At 70.7% G+C, this 16,003-nt stretch carries 12 protein-coding genes; 6 read left to right on the top strand and 6 right to left on the bottom strand.

Annotation, left to right across the window (positions count from 1 at the left end; genetic code table 11):
- Positions 1-101 precede the first annotated feature (101 nt).
- From AB0K65_RS03900 to AB0K65_RS03875, 6 genes are all read left to right on the top strand, one after another.
- Positions 102-767 (top strand): response regulator transcription factor, encoded by a 666-nt coding sequence (locus tag AB0K65_RS03900; RefSeq protein WP_365714029.1) that lies wholly within the window; start codon positions 102-104, stop codon positions 765-767.
- A gap of 98 nt (positions 768-865) precedes the next feature.
- The gene (locus tag AB0K65_RS03895) at positions 866-2,149 is read left to right on the top strand and encodes a ribonuclease D (RefSeq protein ID WP_365714027.1); all 1,284 of its coding nucleotides are present in this window, start codon (positions 866-868) and stop codon (positions 2,147-2,149) included.
- 201 nt (positions 2,150-2,350) lie between these two features.
- Positions 2,351-3,565, top strand: a complete 1,215-nt coding sequence (locus AB0K65_RS03890; RefSeq protein ID WP_365714025.1) for an acetyl-CoA C-acyltransferase — start codon at positions 2,351-2,353, stop codon at positions 3,563-3,565.
- On the top strand, positions 3,562-5,691 hold the full coding sequence (locus tag AB0K65_RS03885) for a 3-hydroxyacyl-CoA dehydrogenase NAD-binding domain-containing protein (protein ID WP_365714023.1): 2,130 nt from the start codon (positions 3,562-3,564) through the stop codon (positions 5,689-5,691). Before AB0K65_RS03890 ends, AB0K65_RS03885 begins: the two co-directional genes overlap by 4 nt.
- Before the next feature lie 147 nt (positions 5,692-5,838).
- Positions 5,839-6,894, top strand: a complete 1,056-nt coding sequence (locus AB0K65_RS03880) for an LCP family protein (protein WP_365714021.1) — start codon at positions 5,839-5,841, stop codon at positions 6,892-6,894.
- A gap of 12 nt (positions 6,895-6,906) precedes the next feature.
- Positions 6,907-7,281, top strand: a complete 375-nt coding sequence (locus AB0K65_RS03875; RefSeq protein WP_365714019.1) for an NTP pyrophosphohydrolase — start codon at positions 6,907-6,909, stop codon at positions 7,279-7,281.
- A 58-nt stretch (positions 7,282-7,339) separates the two neighbouring features.
- Here the strand turns inward: AB0K65_RS03875 and AB0K65_RS03870 are convergent, their stop codons facing one another.
- The 6 genes from AB0K65_RS03870 to AB0K65_RS03845 form a co-directional block, all read right to left on the bottom strand.
- Positions 7,340-8,815 (bottom strand): amino acid permease, encoded by a 1,476-nt coding sequence (locus AB0K65_RS03870; RefSeq protein ID WP_365714237.1) that lies wholly within the window; start codon positions 8,813-8,815, stop codon positions 7,340-7,342.
- Between the two features lie 191 nt (positions 8,816-9,006).
- Complete coding sequence (gene dxs / locus AB0K65_RS03865; RefSeq protein WP_365714017.1) at positions 9,007-10,926, bottom strand: 1-deoxy-D-xylulose-5-phosphate synthase; 1,920 nt, start codon at positions 10,924-10,926, stop codon at positions 9,007-9,009.
- Between the two features lie 197 nt (positions 10,927-11,123).
- A complete protein-coding gene (locus AB0K65_RS03860) occupies positions 11,124-12,353 on the bottom strand; it encodes a sugar ABC transporter permease (protein WP_365714236.1) in 1,230 nt (409 codons plus the stop codon).
- A 71-nt stretch (positions 12,354-12,424) separates the two neighbouring features.
- A complete protein-coding gene (locus tag AB0K65_RS03855; protein WP_365714014.1) occupies positions 12,425-13,219 on the bottom strand; it encodes an ATP-binding cassette domain-containing protein in 795 nt (264 codons plus the stop codon).
- A gap of 184 nt (positions 13,220-13,403) precedes the next feature.
- Positions 13,404-14,495, bottom strand: coding sequence for a substrate-binding domain-containing protein (locus AB0K65_RS03850; protein ID WP_365714235.1), 1,092 nt, complete (start codon positions 14,493-14,495; stop codon positions 13,404-13,406).
- A 131-nt stretch (positions 14,496-14,626) separates the two neighbouring features.
- Positions 14,627-15,838, bottom strand: a complete 1,212-nt coding sequence (locus AB0K65_RS03845) for an ROK family transcriptional regulator (protein WP_365714012.1) — start codon at positions 15,836-15,838, stop codon at positions 14,627-14,629.
- Between the last annotated feature and the right edge of the window lie 165 nt (positions 15,839-16,003).

The raw sequence follows: 16,003 nt of genomic DNA, 5'->3' as shown, positions 1-16,003 counted from the left end.
GCGCCCCAGCTGCCGAAGAGGTCAATGACCCCTTCACCGCTCGGGTCGCCCCCGGCTTCTTCCCCGAGCCGGCTCCGTCCCGCATCTCCCCAGGAGGCCGTGTGTCCGTTCTCCTCGAGCAGCCCGCAAGCCTGGTCGCCTACCGCCCGAACAAGCCGACCGCGATGGTCGTCGTGGCCGACCCGCGCGTCCGCTCCACCGTCACCCGCCACCTGTGGGCCCTTGGAGTACGAGACGTCATCGAGGCGTCCTCCATCGCGGAGGCCCGCCCCCGTGTGGGAAGCCCCCGCGACATCTGCGTGGCCGACGTCCACCTTCCCGACGGCAGCGGCCTCACGCTGCTGTCCGAGACCCGCGCGGCGGGCTGGCCCAACGGCCTGGCCCTCTCCGCGGCCGACGACATCGGCGCCGTACGCAACGCCCTGGCCGGCGGCGTCAAGGGCTATGTCGTCACCGGTACCCGTACGAACATCGGGCACCCCACCCGCCCCGGCGCCGCCCCCATCGGCTCCGCGGCCGCCCGCCTCGGCCACCGCCGCCCCCCGGGTGCCCCGAGCCACCCGGGCGGCTACCGCGAGCTCTCCGGCCGTGAGGTCGAGGTGCTCCGGCTGGTCGCCGAGGGTCAGTCGAACAAGGCCATCGGCGTCTCGATGGGCCTGTCCGCGCTGACCGTGAAGAGCCACCTCGCCCGGATCGCCCGCAAGCTGGGCACCGGGGACCGGGCCGGAATGGTCGCGGTGGCGCTGCGCACCGGGATCATCCACTGAACCGGCCGGCTGCCCCGTGAACGGCTGACAGAAGATCGGCGCCTGTCGACGGAACGTTCCGTCGGCAGGCGCTTGCCGTTCGCAGATACCCTTGACAGGTGACCGACGCCCAAGAGACCGCAGCAGACACCGCACTGCGAACCACCGGGGGCGCCCCTCCGGACGACGACGTCCCTGCGAACGGGCTGCCGATCCCCTTGCTGGAGCCCCGCGAGGGCATCCCGCCCGTGGTGGCGACCGAGGAGGCCCTCGCCGAGGTGATCGCCTCCTTCGCCGCCGGCCGCGGCCCCGTGGCCGTCGACGCCGAGCGCGCCTCCGGCTACCGCTACGGCCAGCGGGCCTATCTCGTCCAGCTGCGCCGCGAGGGCGCGGGCAGCGCCCTGATCGACCCGGTCGGCTGCCCCGACCTGACGGGCCTCGGCGAGGCGCTCGCCGGGACCGAATGGATCCTGCACGCGGCGACCCAGGACCTGCCGTGCCTGCGCGACATAGGCATGGTGCCAACACGCATCTTCGACACCGAGCTGGCCGGCCGGCTCGCCGGGTTCCCCCGGGTCGGACTCGGGGCGATGGTCGAGTCCGTCCTCGGCTACGCCCTGGAGAAGGGCCACTCCGCGGTGGACTGGTCCACCCGCCCGCTGCCCGAGCCCTGGCTCCGCTACGCCGCGCTGGACGTCGAGCTCCTCGTCGACCTGCGTGACGCGCTGGAGAAGGAGCTGGACCGGCAGGGCAAGCTGGAGTGGGCCCTGCAGGAGTTCGACGCGATCGCCGCGGCCCCGCCCGCGCCCCCGCGCAAGGACCCGTGGCGGCGCACCTCCGGCATGCACAAGGTGCGGCGCCGTCGTCAGATGGCGGTGGTGCGCGAGCTGTGGACGGCGCGCGACCGGATCGCCCAGCGCCGGGACGTCTCGCCGGGCAAGGTGCTGAGCGACGCGGCGATCGTCGAGGCGGCGCTCGCGGTCCCGGCGAACGTGGCGGCGCTGACGGCGCTGCCCGGCTTCGGCCACCGGATGGGACGGCGTCAGCTGGAGCAGTGGCAGGCGTGCGTGGACCGCGCGAAGGCGCTCCCGGACACCGAGCTCCCCCAGCCCGGCCAGCCGCTCACGGGCCCGCCCCCGCCCCGCGCCTGGGCCGACAAGGACCCGGAGGCCGCCGCCCGCCTGTCGGCGGCGCGCACGGCGGTCTCGGCCCTCGCGGAGGAGCTGAACCTCCCGCAGGAGAACCTCGTCACCCCGGACACGGTCCGGCGCGTCTGCTGGGAACCGCCGGCCCCCCCGACCGTGGCCTCGGTCGCGGAGGCCCTGACCGGCTTCGGTGCCCGGCCGTGGCAGGTGGAGCTGGTGACCCCGCTGCTGGTCACCGCGCTGTCGGCGACCGGCTGACGGCCGTGCCCCGTTCCGTGAGAGCCCCTGGCGCACCGCGCCGGGGGCTTTCGCGTACGCCGTTCGGGGTGTGACCTTCGCCGCTCCGCCCCCAGGGGGTGGGCAGCCTGGTTACCCGCAAGTAGCATGGGGGCAGCAAGCGCGCGCTTAGGCGTGCGCCGCAGCAGTGCAGTGCCATCCCGCACCTGGAGGAGAGCCATCGTGCCTCGTACCGTCAGGGACGTCGTCTTCGTCGACGGCGTCCGCACCCCGTTCGGCAAGGCGGGCCCGAAGGGCATCTACCACGAGACCCGCGCCGACGACCTCGTCGTGAAGGCCATCCGGGAGCTGCTGCGCCGCAACCCCGGCCTCGACCCCGCGAAGATCGACGAGGTGGCCATCGCGGCGACCACGCAGATCGGCGACCAGGGCCTGACCCTCGGCCGCACCGCCGGCATTCTCGCCGGGCTGCCGCAGTCCGTCCCGGGGTACTCCATCGACCGGATGTGCGCGGGCGCCCTCACCGCCGTGACCAGCGTCGCCGGTTCGATCGCCTTCGGCGCGTACGACGCCGTCATCGCCGGTGGCGTCGAGCACATGGGCCGCCACCCCATGGGAGAGGGCGTGGACCCGAACCCGCGCTTCGTCAGCGAGAAGCTGGTCGACGAGTCCGCCCTGTTCATGGGCATGACCGCCGAGAACCTGCACGACCGCTACCCGAGCATCACCAAGCAGCGCGCCGACGAGTACGCCGTGCGCTCGCAGGAGAAGGCCGCCAAGGCGTACGCCGACGGCAAGATCCAGCAGGACCTGGTGCCGATCTCGGTCCGCCGCACCAACGCCGAGGCCGGCGAGACCGGCTGGGGCATGGTCACCGCCGACGAGCCGATGCGCCCGGGCACCACCCTGGAGTCGCTGGCCAACCTCAAGACGCCGTTCCGCGTCCACGGCAACGTGACCGCCGGTAACGCGGCCGGTCTCAACGACGGCGCCACCGCCTCGATCATCGCCTCCGAGGACTTCGCCCGCGAGAACGGCCTCCCGGTCAAGATGCGCCTCGTCTCGTACGCCTTCGCCGGCGTCGAGCCCGAGGTCATGGGCTACGGCCCGATCCCGGCGACCGAGAAGGCCCTCGCCCAGGCCGGTCTGTCCATCGGCGACATCGGCCTCTTCGAGATCAACGAGGCCTTCGCCGTCCAGGTCCTCGCCTTCCTGGAGCACTACGGCATCGCCGACGACGACGCCCGCGTGAACCAGTACGGCGGCGCGATCGCCTACGGTCACCCGCTGGCCTCCTCCGGCGTGCGCCTGATGACGCAGCTGGCCCGCCAGTTCGAGGAGAACCCGCAGGTCCGCTACGGCCTCAACACGATGTGCGTCGGCTTCGGCATGGGCGCGACGGTCATCTGGGAAAACCCCCACTGGGAGGGCAAGTGAGCACCACCGCCGAGCTTCTGAAGGGCGCCGCCGAGCTCTTCCCCGACGAGGTCGTCACCAGCGCGCACGTAAGGCACTTCGACCTGCCCGCGGGTGCGGGCAGGTTCGCCCTGATCACGCTGGACAACGGCTTCGACCACACCAAGCCGACCACCTTCGGCCCCCAGTCGCTGGCGAACCTCAACACCGCCATCGACCAGGTCGAGAAGGAGGCGGCCGACGGCTCGATCGTCGGTGTCGGCCTCACCGGCAAGCCGTTCATCTTCGCGGTCGGCGCCGACCTCAAGGGTGTCGAGCTGCTGAAGCAGCACTCCGACGCGCTCGCCATCGGCAAGGGCGGCCACGACGTGTTCAAGCGTCTGTCGTCGCTGGCCGTGCCGACCTTCGCGTACTACAACGGCGCGGCGATGGGCGGCGGTGTCGAGGTCGGTCTGCACTGCACCTACCGCACCGTCTCCAAGGCGCTGCCGGCGTTCTCGCTGCCCGAGGTCTTCCTCGGTCTGGTCCCCGGCTGGGGAGGCTGCGCGATCCTGCCGAACCTGATCGGCGCGGAGAAGGCCGTCTCGGTCATCATCGAGAACTCCCTGAACCAGAACCGTCAGCTCAAGGGCAAGCAGGTCTTCGAGCTCGGCATCGCCGACGCGATCTTCGAGGGCGCGGACTTCCTGGAGCAGTCGCTGATCTGGACGGCGTCCGTGCTCAACGGCTCCGTCACCGTCGAGCGTCCGGAGATCGACCGCGGCGAGGCCTGGGACCAGGCCGTCGCCAAGGGCCGGTTCATCGCCGACTCCAAGGTGCACGGCGCGGCTCCGGCCGCGTACCGCGCCCTGGACATCATCGAGGCGGCCAAGGACGGCGACCTTCAGAAGGGCTTCGACGCCGAGGACACGGCGCTGGCCGACCTCATCATGGGCGGCGAGCTGCGCTCCGGCATCTACGCCTTCAACCTGGTGCAGAAGCGCGCCAAGCGCCCGGCCGGTGCCCCCGACAAGTCGCTGGCCCGCCCGGTCACCAAGGTCGGTGTCGTCGGCGCCGGTCTGATGGCCTCCCAGCTGGCCCTGCTCTTCCTGCGCCGCCTGGAGGTGCCGGTCGTCCTGACCGACATCGACCAGGAGCGCGTCGACAAGGGCGTGGGCTACGTCCACGCCGAGATCGAGAAGCTGCTCGGCAAGGGCCGCGTCAACCAGGACAAGGCCAACCGTCTCAAGGGCCTGGTCTCCGGTGTCCTGGACAAGGCCGAGGGCTTCGCGGACGCGGACTTCATCATCGAGGCCGTGTTCGAGGAGATGAGCGTCAAGCAGAAGGTGTTCGCGGAGGTCGAGGCGGTCGCCCCGGCGCACGCGATCCTCGCCACCAACACCTCCTCGCTGTCCGTCTCGGAGATGGCCTCGAAGCTCCAGCACCCGGAGCGCGTGGTCGGCTTCCACTTCTTCAACCCGGTCGCGATCCTCCCGCTCCTGGAGATCGTGCGCGGCGAGCAGACCGACGACGCCTCGCTCGCCACCGCCTTCGGCGTGGCGAAGAAGCTGAAGAAGACCGCGGTCCTCACCAAGGACGCCCCGGCGTTCGTCGTGAACCGCATCCTGACCCGCTTCATGGGCGAGATCCAGAACGTCATCGACGAGGGCACCCCCGTCGAGACGGCGGAGAAGGCCATCGAGCCGCTCGGCCTTCCGATGTCGCCGCTGGTCCTCCTGGAGCTCGTCGGCCCGGCCATCGGTCTGCACGTCTCCGAGACCCTGAACCGCGCCTTCCCGGAGCGCTTCACCGTCTCGCCGAACCTCAAGCGCGTGGTCGAGGCGGGCAAGCGCGGCTTCTACGTCTACGACTCCGGCAAGCCGGAGCTGGACCCCGAGGTCGCCGCGCTCCTGGTGCAGGGCGACTCCGTCCTGACCGAGGAGCAGGTCCGCGACCGCGTCCTGGACGCCGTGGCGCAGGAGATCGGCCTGATGCTGGAGGAGGGTGTCGTCGCCGAGGCGCAGGACATCGACCTCTGCCTGATCACGGGCGCGGGCTGGCCCTTCCACCTGGGCGGCATCACGCCGTACCTGGACCGCGAGGGCGTCTCCCAGCGGGTGAACGGCAAGCCGTTCCTGGCGCGGGGCGTGGCGAGCGTCCCGGCGTAGCTCCGGCACCGCACGCGGAACCGGCGGCCCCGGCACCTTCCCTGGTGCCGGGGCCGCCGGCCGTGCCGCAGCCCGTGCGCCCCAGGGGGAACACCCGTATACCCGTACGGGGAACGGGAGTCGCAAGGCTGTCTATAGTGCGAACCCATGACGGACAACTCGACCTCGCCCTCCGGGCCCACCGCCCGGCGCAGACCCCGTACCCGCGGGCAGCGCGTCCGGCGCGCCCTGCTGTGGACCCTGCTGATCGTCGTGGTGGGCGCGGGCGCCACCGGGTACTGGGGATACTCCAGCATCGACGGCAACATCAAGGGCGTCGACCTCGACAAGGCGCTCGGTGACGACCGCCCGCCGCGGCTGCCGACCGCCGGGCAGAACCTGCTCGTGCTCGGCTCGGACTCGCGGGCGGGCGCCAACGCGGCGCTGGACGGCGGCAAGGTCTCCGGGGCCCGTTCGGACACGGCGCTCGTGGTGCACATACCCGAGGGCCGGACCCGGGCCACCGCGATCAGCATCCCGCGCGACACGCTCGTCACCCGGCCGGCGTGCGGCACGGCCCCGGCCGCGCAGCGGGTCATGTTCAACTCCGTGTACGCGCAGTACGGTCCGGCCTGTGTCGTGAAGACGGTCGAGAAGATGTCGGGCGTCCGGCTCGACCACTACATGGAGATCGACTTCGCCGGCTTCAAGGACCTGGTCGACGCGATAGGCGGGGTCACCGTCGACATCGACGAGCCCATCCGGAACGGCCCCGGCGGGCTCGACCTCGCGGCCGGTCCGCAGCGGCTGGACGGCACGCAGTCGCTCGCGTTCGTACGGACCCGCTACGGCGTCAAGGACGGCAGCGACCTCGGCCGGATCAGCAACCAGCAGAAGTTCCTGACGGCCCTGCTCACCGAGGTGAAGAAGCAGGACCTGCTGGGCAGCCCGACGAAGTCGTACAAGATCGCCGACTCGGCGACCAAGGCGCTCACCACCGACTCCGAGCTGGCCTCGCTGAGCGCGCTGAGCGAGTTCGCCCGTTCCATGAACGGCGTCGACCCGAGCACCATGGAGACCGTCATGCTGCCGGTGGCGTACGACAAGAGGGACCCGAACCGGGTCGTCGCCGCCGAGCCGAACGCGTCGCTGCTGTGGAAGGCGATCCGCGAGGACGCGCCGATCCCCGCCTCGGCGAAGAAGTCCCCGGCGACCGGCGGCTGACATCCTGTCGCCATGGACCGTACGGAACCACCGCTTCTGATCGTCGACGGCGCCAATGTGGTCGGGTCGGTGCCCGACGGGTGGTGGCGCGACCGGCGCGGGGCCGCCGTGCGGCTGCGTGACCGCCTCGTGGACGGGCCGGTGCCCGAGGGCGGCCCCTTCGAGGTCGTGCTGGTCGTGGAGGGCGCGGCGCGGGGTGTGGAGTCCGTGCCGGGCGTACGGGTCGAGGAGGCGCCCGGGAGCGGCGACGACCTGATCGTGGAGCTGGCCCGAAACGCCGGAGGCCGGCCGTGCGTGGTGGTCACGGCCGACCGGGAGCTGCGGCGGAGAGTGGAACGACACGGAGCCCGGTGCGTGGGCCCACGTGCCGTCCGGGACGTCTCCTGAGGCCCTTCCGGCGGCCTCCTGGGGCCGGCCCCCGAGGGCGGGACTCTCGCCGCGCGCCCTAGTACTCCGCGTTCGGGCCCGCCTTGCCGAGGCGGCTGTGGCGCCGTCCGTACACGAAGTAGACGACGATGCCGATCGCCATCCAGACGGCGAAGCGGAACCACGTCTCGCCCGGCAGGTTGAGCATCAGCCAGAACGAGGCGGCGATGGACAGGATCGGGAGTACCGGCACCCAGGGGGTGCGGAACGCCCGGGGCAGGTCCGGGCGGTTGCGGCGCAGCACCATCACGCCGACCGCCACGACGACGAAGGCGAAGAGCGTGCCGATGTTCACCAGGGTGGCCAGCTCGTTGATGCTGGTGAAGCCGGCGACGATGGCGATGATCACGCCGAGCAGGATGGTCGGCCGGTAGGGGGTGCGGAAGCGGGGGTGCGTGATGGAGAAGAAGCGCGGCAGGAGGCCGTCGCGGCTCATCGCGAAGAACACCCGGGTCTGGCCGAGCAGCAGGATCAGGCAGACCGTGGTGAGGCCGACGGCGGCGCCGAAGCTGATGACGCCCGCGAAGAAGGGGTGCCCGGTGGCCTTGAAGGCGTCCGCGAGCGGGGCGCTCACCGACAGTTCGGAGTAGTGCTGCATGCCGGTGACCACCAGGGCCACGGCGACGTAGAGCACGGTGCAGATGAAGAGCGAGCCGAGGATGCCGCGGGGCATGTCCCGCTGCGGCAGCTTGGTCTCCTCGGCCGCGGTGGCCACCACGTCGAAGCCGATGAAGGCGAAGAAGACGACGGACGCGGCGGTGAAGATGCCCATGACGCCGAAGTTCGTGGGTTCGTAGCCGAAGATCGTCTGCACGAGCGGGGCGTCCCATCCCGAGCCGGCCGGCGGGGTCACCGAAGGCGGGATGAACGGCGAGTAGTTGTCGCCGACGATGAAGAACAGACCCGCGACGATCACGATCATGACGACCGTCACCTTGATGGCGACGACGAGCGCGGTGATCCGGGCGGAGAGCTTCATGCCGAGGACCAGGATCACGGTCAGCACCAGGACCAGCAGGAAGGCCAGGATGTCGAAGGTGCCGTTGGGCACGTCCGGGCCCTCCAGGGCCGCCGGTAGATGCCAGCCGATGTTGTCCATCAGGGAGCGGACGTAACCGGACCAGCCGACCGCGACCACCGCCGTGCCGAGCGCGAACTCCAGGACGAGGTCCCAGCCGATGATCCAGGCCGGGAGTTCGCCGATGGAGGCGTACGCGAAGGTGTACGCCGATCCGGCGACCGGGACGGTCGAGGCGAACTCGGCGTAGCACAGGGCGGCGAGGGCGCAGACGATGCCGGCGGCGACGAAGGCCAGTGCCGTCGCCGGGCCCGCGTTCTCCTTGGCCACCTTGCCGGTGAGCACGAAGATGCCGGTGCCGATGATGACTCCGACGCCGAAGACGGTCAGGTCCCAGGCGGAGAGTGATTTCTTGAGCGCGTGCTCGGGTTCTTCCGTGTCGCGGATCGACTGCTCGACCGTCTTGGTCCGGAACATGCCGGTGCTCGCCTGTGGCGGCTTCTGGTCCGTGCTCACCGTCGTACCTCCGTGCCGTCGGTCACAGACCCATGATCGAGACGGCAGGGGGGTGGCGCGCGCCGACGGAACGGCTTTCACACGAAAGGACCGGTCGGACACCCCGTGGGGTGGTCCGACCGGCCCAATGCGGTGACGCTCCGTCGCCGTCGTCAGTCGCGGGCGGGCTCCACGGCCCGCTCGCTGTCCTCGTAGCGGCCGTCGAGGCGCGAGACGAGGCCGGTGACCTGGCGGGCGATGTCCGGGGCGGTCAGCCCGATCTCGGCCATGACCTCCTTGCGGGAGGCGTGGTCGAGGAAGCGCGGCGGGATGCCGAAGTCGCGCAGCGGGACGTCGACGCCCGCGTCGCGCAGGGCCTGCGCGACGGCCGAGCCGACTCCGCCGACGCGGCTGTTGTCCTCGACGGTGACGACGACGCGGTGGCCCTCGGCGAGCGGGGCGAGCGCCTCGTCGACCGGCTTGACCCAGCGCGGGTCGACGACGGTGGTGCTGATGCCCTGCGCGTCGAGCAGGTCCGCGATCTCCAGGCACATCGGCGCGAGCGCGCCGACGGACACGAGGAGGACGTCGGGCCGGTCGGCCCCGGACTCGCGCAGGACGTCCATGCCGCCGATGCGGCGCAGGGCCGGTACGGCGGGGCCGACGGCGCCCTTGGAGAAGCGGACGACGGTCGGGGCGTCGGTGACCTCGACGGCCTCGCGCAGCTGGGCGCGGACCTGGTCGGCGTCGCGCGGGGCGGCGAGCCGCAGCCCGGGGACGACCTGGAGGATCGACATGTCCCACATGCCGTTGTGGGAGGCGCCGTCGGTGCCGGTGACGCCGGCCCGGTCCAGGACGAAGGTGACACCGCACTTGTGCAGGGCCACGTCCATCAGGACCTGGTCGAAGGCGCGGTTGAGGAAGGTCGCGTAGACCGCGAAGACGGGGTGGAGCCCGCCGGTGGCGAGGCCGGCCGCCGACACGGCGGCGTGCTGCTCGGCGATGCCCACGTCGTAGACCCGCTCGGGGAACGCCTTGGCGAACTTGTCGAGCCCGACCGGCTGGAGCATGGCCGCGGTGATCGCGACGATGTCCTCGCGCTCCTTGCCGAGCTCGACCATCTCCTCGCCGAAGACCGAGGTCCAGTCGGCGCCGGAGGAGGCGATCGGCAGACCGGTGTCCGGGTGGATCTTGCCGACGGCGTGGAAGCGGTCGGCCTCGTCCTGGAGGGCGGGCTGGTAGCCGCGGCCCTTCTCGGTCAGGCAGTGGACGATCACCGGGCCGCCGAAGCGCTTGGCGCGCGTCAGGGCCGACTCCAGGGCCTCGATGTCGTGCCCGTCGATGGGGCCGACGTACTTCAGGCCGAGGTCCTCGAACATGCCCTGCGGGGCGATGAAGTCCTTCAGGCCCTTCTTGGCGCCGTGCAGCGTCTCGTAGAGCGGCTTCCCGACGACGGGGGTGCGCTCCAGGATGTCCTTGCCGCGGGCGAGGAAGCGTTCGTAGCCGTCGGTGGTCCGCAGGGTCGCCAGGTGGTTGGCGAGGCCGCCGATCGTCGGGGCGTAGGAACGCTCGTTGTCGTTGACGACGATGACGAGCGGGCGGTCCTTGGCGGCGGCGATGTTGTTCAGCGCCTCCCAGGCCATGCCGCCCGTCAGGGCCCCGTCGCCGATGACGGCGACGACGTGGTCGTCCTTCCTCAGGACCTCGTTGGCCTTGGCGAGCCCGTCGGCCCAGCCGAGGACCGTGGAGGCGTGCGAGTTCTCGATGACGTCGTGCTCGGACTCGGCCTGCGACGGGTAGCCGGACAGGCCGCCCTTCATCTTGAGCTTCGAGAAGTCCTGACGGCCGGTGAGCAGCTTGTGGACGTAGCTCTGGTGGCCGGTGTCGAAGAGGACCTTGTCCTTCGGGGAGTCGAAGACGCGGTGCAGGGCGATGGTCAGCTCGACCACGCCCAGGTTGGGCCCGAGGTGACCACCGGTCTTGGAGACGGCGTCCACGAGAAACGTCCGGATCTCCTGGGCCAGCTGCTCCAGCTGTTCCGGGGAGAGCCGGTCCAGATCGCGCGGTCCCCTGATACGGGTCAGCAGAGCCACCCGTGCCTCCTTGCGTTTGAGCTGGTCGAGCTTGCCGATTTGTCGAGTCTAATGTTCCGCTCCGGACCGCCGTCATCGGGCGGGCGGTTCCGCGCCACTCGTGTGGCCGACACGCCGATGAGCGTACGGGCGTCACACAGGGCCGGACGCAGCAGTGCCCGGCGCCGGTTCTCCGGCGCCGGGCACTGTGGTGAGCGTTACGCGCGTCCCGCGGTCTTCTGCGTGCGGCGGGAGACCGAGTCGATCACGACGGCGGCGAGGAGCACCGCGCCGGTGATCATGTACTGGATCTCGTTGGCCATGCCGATCATGTTCAGGCCCTGCTGGATCGACTGGATGACGATCATGCCCAGGAGCGCGGACCAGACCTTGCCGCGGCCGCCGAAGAGGCTGGTGCCGCCGATGACGGCGGCCGCGATGACCAGCATCAGCGTGTTGCCGCTGCCCAGGCTCTTGGTGGCGCCGCCGGAGAGGCTGGCCACGAAGAGGCCGCCGAAGGCGGCGAGCATGCCGGAGACACCGAAGACGATGATCCGGATCCGGTCGACGTTGATGCCGGCGCGGCGGGCGGCCTCGGCGTTGCCGCCGACCGCGAAGACCTTGCGGCCGAAGAGGGTGCGGCGTGCGACGAAGTCGGCGATCACCAGGACGGCCACGAAGAGGACGAGGGCCAGCGGCAGGCCGCGGGCGCCCTCGGGCTCGTTCAGGACGTAGGCGACGACGAAGCAGAGGACCGCCACGATCGCGGTGCGCAGCACGATCTCGCTGGTGGGGCGGGACGGCAGCGCGGCGGCCTTGCGGCGCTTGGAGTCGAGCAGCAGCGAGCCGGCGTAGGCGAGGACCGCCACGGCGGCGAGGCCGTACGCGGCGCCCTTGTCCTCGAAGTAGTACGCGGTGAGGTTCTCGACGATCGAGCCGGAGGGGGCGTTGATCGAGCCCTCCTTGCCCATCAGCCAGATCTGCAGGCCGCTCCAGCCGAGGAAGCCGGCGAGGGTGACCACGAAGGCCGGGACGCCGATCTTGGCGAAGAAGAAGCCGTGCAGCAGACCGATCAGCAGACCGGCGGCCACGGCGATCACGACCGACAGCCAGTCGTTCACGCCGTTGGTGACGTTGAGCACGGCCCAGACGGCCGCGCCGACGCCGGCCACGGAGCCCATCGACAGGTCGATCTCGCCCAGGATGAGGACGAAGACGATGCCGACGGCCATGATGCCGAGGCCGGAGGAGTAGACGGCGATGTTCGCGACGGAGCTCGCGGACAGGAAGTTGCCGTTCTGGGCCTGGAAGACGACCGCGATGACGATCAGGCCGAGGACGACGGGCAGGGAGCCGAGCTCGCCGCCGCGGATCTTGCGGTTGAACTCGGACCAGTAGCCCTTGAGGCCCTCCTCGCGGACCAGCAGGCGCGGGTCGACGGCGGGGATCGGGGCGGCGGAGCCGGGTCCGCTCGGGGTGGCCCGGTGGGAACGGGGCTGGGGGGTCTTGGCGAGGTCGCTCACTTCGCGTCCTCCTTCGTGGCCTGGCGCGCCTGGCGACGGGTCACGGCGTTGTCCGTGGCGCCCGTGATGGCCGCGATGATCGTCTCGTGGCTGGTGTCGGCGACCCTGAAGTCGCCGTTGTTGCGGCCGAGGCGGAGGACCGCGACGCGGTCCGCGACGGCGCGCACATCGGCCATGTTGTGGCTGATGAGGATGACGCCGTGGCCGCGCTCGCGCAGCCGCTCGACGAGGTCGAGCACCTGTGCGGTCTGCTCGACGCCGAGGGCGGCGGTGGGCTCGTCGAGGATGACGATCTTGGGGTCGCCGATCAGGGCGCGGGCGATGGCGACGACCTGCCGCTGACCGCCGGAGAGCGCCGCGACGGGGATGCGGACCGACGGGATGCGGATGGACAGCGTGTCCAGGAGCTCCTTGGCGCGCTTCTCCATGGCGATCTCGTCGAGGACGGACGCGGAGCGCAGCTCGCTGCCGAGGAAGAGGTTGGCGACGACGTCGAGGTTGTCGCAGAGCGCCAGGTCCTGGTAGACGGTGGCGACTCCGAGGTTCTGGGCGTCGTGCGGCTTGGTGATCTGGACGGGCCGGCCGTCCCACTCGATGGTGCCCTCGTCGATCGGGTGGACACCCGAGATCGTCTTGACGAGGGTCGACTTGCCGGCGCCGTTGTCGCCCACCAGGGCGACGACCTCTCCGGCATGGATCTCCAGTTCGACATCGGTGAGCACCTGGACGGCGCCGAACCGCTTGGAGACTCCGCGCAACGCCAGCACGGGCGTAGCGGACACGTGAATCATCTCCTTCGCCGCCTGACCGGCGGGGATGGTGGTACAGGGGGGAGCACGCAGGGGGGTGTGAGGCGAGGTAGTCCGGCGTCCCGCCCCCGCTTGCGGGGCGTGGAACGGGGCGGGAGCGCCGGACCGGACCGGGGCCGTTCGGAGGGGGTCCGCGGGATCCGAACGGCGTGACCGGCAGCGGGTGTTACTTGATGCCCGCCGCGTCGCAGGCGGCCTTGTACTCGCCGGCGCAGAGCGCCGCGGCCTCGTAGACACCGTCGGCGATGATCGTGGAGCCGATGTTCTCCTTGGTCACGACCTGCGCGTCGTACAGCTTGGCCGGGATGTCCTTGAACTCGCCGGTGAGGCTGGTGACCTTGGTGGGAACCAGGTCGTCGATCTTCTCGCCCTTGAGCAGGCGGACCGCGATCTCGGCGGTGGTCTCGGCCTCCGGCTTGATCTGCTTGTAGATCGTGAAGGACTGGTCGCCCTTCAGGATGCGCTGCAGACCGGCGAGCTCGGCGTCCTGGCCGCCGACCGGGACCTTGATGCCCTGCTTGGAGAGGGCGGTGATGATGCCGCCGGCCATGCCGTCGTTGGCGGAGTAGACGCCCTGGAAGCCGTCCTTGCCCAGGGAGTCGATGGCGGCACCCATCTTCTTGTTGGCCTCGTCCGGGGACCAGTCCGGGATGTCCTGCTCGTAGACGACCTTCTTGACGCCGCCGTCGAGGACGCTGTGGGCGCCCTTCTTGAACAGCGGGGCGTTGGGGTCGGTCGGCGAGCCGTTGATCATGACGACGTTGGCGTCCTTCGCCTTGTCGCCGAGGGCCTTGATGAGGCCCTCGCCCTGCAGACGGCCGATCTTCTCGTTGTCGTACGAGACGTAGGCGGAGATCGGGCCCTCGGCCAGGCGGTCGTACGCGACGACCTTGACGCCCTTCTTCTCGGCCTGCTGGACCCAGGACTTGGTGGCCTTGTAGTCGACCGAGTCCAGGATGATGACCTTCACGCCCTGCGTGACCAGCGCGTCGAACTGCTTCTTCTGCGTCTCGGTGTCCTGCGCGGCGTTGTTGTACTTGACCTCGCAGTCCGAGCAGAGGGCCTTGATCTTCGCCTCGATGATCGGGCGGTCGAAGGTCTCGTAACGCGTGGTCTTGTTCTCCGGAAGCAGCAGACCGATGGTCTTGCCGTCGCCGCCGCTTCCGTTACCCGAGTCGCTGTCGCCCGCCTTGCCACAGGCGGCGACGGAGAGGGCCAGCGAAACCGCGGCCGTGCCTATGACGACGCGGCGCGTCATTGCGTTCATGTGGGTTTGCCTCCCTGACGAGGCCGCGACGTTGCGGCCGAGGTGGCTGGAAGTCAACTCGGCCGCAACCTCGACGTCAAGGAGTAAATCCTTAACGAGATGACAACGGTGCCATCCGTTATCTAAATGAAGGCAGGCGCCGAGGTGGCCGCTGCGGAGGGCAGGGCACTCTCCAACAGGGTCGAATCACCCATTTCGTTCAGCGCGAGAGCCAGCGCGCCGAGCACCTCGGCACGGCCGCCGAGGGCTCCGGGGGCAAGCGAGAGCTGGCGGGCCGCGCTGGGGATGGCGTACCGGGAGACGGAGTCACGGATGGGTGCGAGCACCAGCTCGCCGGCCTCCGCGAGGTCGCCTCCCAGCACCACGCGGCTGGGGTTGAGCAGGTTGCACAAGTTGGCGATACCGCTGCCGATGTGGCGGCCCACGTCGGCGATCACACGGCGGCAGCCCGGATCGCCCTCGCGCGCCAGCTGGACGACCCGCTCCATGGTCAGATCGGGCCCGTGTCCGGGCTGGAGCAGCGGCAGGACGTAGCGGGCGGCCGCGAACGTCTCCAGGCAGCCGCGGTTGCCGCAGCGGCACACCGGGCCCGACTCGTCGAGGGTGATGTGCCCGATCTCCCCCGCGGTGCCGCCGGGGCCCCGGTAGACGCGTCCGTCGATCACGAGGCCGGCGCCCACACCGCTGGCGACCTTGATGTACGCCAGGTCCCTGACCCCGCGCCCGCTGCCCCAGACCAGCTCGCCGAGCGCGCCGAGGTTGGCGTCGTTGTCGACGTACACGGGCACTCCGAGGCGGCCGGACAGCTCGTCCGCGGGGTTGATGCCGGTCCAGCCCGGCAGGATCGAGGTGGAGCCGAGGGTGCCCGAGGAGACGTCGATGGGCCCCGGCACGCCGAGGCCCACGCCGACGACCTTGTCCTGGCCGATGCCGGTGGCCGCGATCAGCCGTTTGACCAGCGTCTCCGCCCGGTCGAACCCTTCCGCCGAGGACGCGTCGACGTCGAGCGGCTCGGACTCCTCGGCGAGGACCTGGTGGGCGAGGTTGCCGACGGCGACCCGCAGGTGGGTGTGGCCGAAGTCGACGCCGATGACGATCCCCGCGTCACCGGAGAGCGAGACGCTGCGCGCCCGGCGGCCGCCTGCGGAGGTGGGCGTGACCTCGACGGTCCCGCCGTCCTTCAACTCCCGCACGATGTTGGACACCGTGGCGGCCGACAGACCGGTCGCACGGGCGATCTCCGCCTGCGTGAGCGAGCCCGCCATGCGGACCGCGCGCACGACCCGTTCGAGATTGGCCCTGTGCAGAGATGTCTGCGACCCCGGAGTCTCCATCGACTCATCCACTCCCGCCTGCAGGGGCCGCGCCAATGAGACCCCGGCCTCTTCTCCAACTTGTGAACTCTAAGATGAGCTCTTCGGGGTGTTCCCCGTCAAGACCTTGAGCGGGGCGAGGCTCGTATGAGCCACGGCGGCCCGCCGGGCGGGCATGCGTGAGGC

It is taken from the genome of Streptomyces sp. NPDC053755 (assembly GCF_040677675.1).
In the GTDB taxonomy this organism is placed as follows: domain Bacteria; phylum Actinomycetota; class Actinomycetes; order Streptomycetales; family Streptomycetaceae; genus Streptomyces.
This window is presented reverse-complemented; position numbering and strand designations above follow the sequence as displayed.

Bases quoted from the DNA above. Each gene is read 5' to 3' on its own strand.
- AB0K65_RS03880 (WP_365714021.1), top strand. From the start codon at position 5,839: ATGACGGACAACTCGACCTCGCCCTCCGGGCCCACCGCCCGGCGCAGA.
- AB0K65_RS03875 (WP_365714019.1), top strand. From the start codon at position 6,907: ATGGACCGTACGGAACCACCGCTTCTGATCGTCGACGGCGCCAATGTG.
- AB0K65_RS03870 (WP_365714237.1), bottom strand. From the start codon at position 8,815: ATGTTCCGGACCAAGACGGTCGAGCAGTCGATCCGCGACACGGAAGAA.
- AB0K65_RS03855 (WP_365714014.1), bottom strand. From the start codon at position 13,219: ATGATTCACGTGTCCGCTACGCCCGTGCTGGCGTTGCGCGGAGTCTCC.
- AB0K65_RS03850 (WP_365714235.1), bottom strand. From the start codon at position 14,495: ATGACGCGCCGCGTCGTCATAGGCACGGCCGCGGTTTCGCTGGCCCTC.
- AB0K65_RS03845 (WP_365714012.1), bottom strand. From the start codon at position 15,838: ATGGAGACTCCGGGGTCGCAGACATCTCTGCACAGGGCCAATCTCGAA.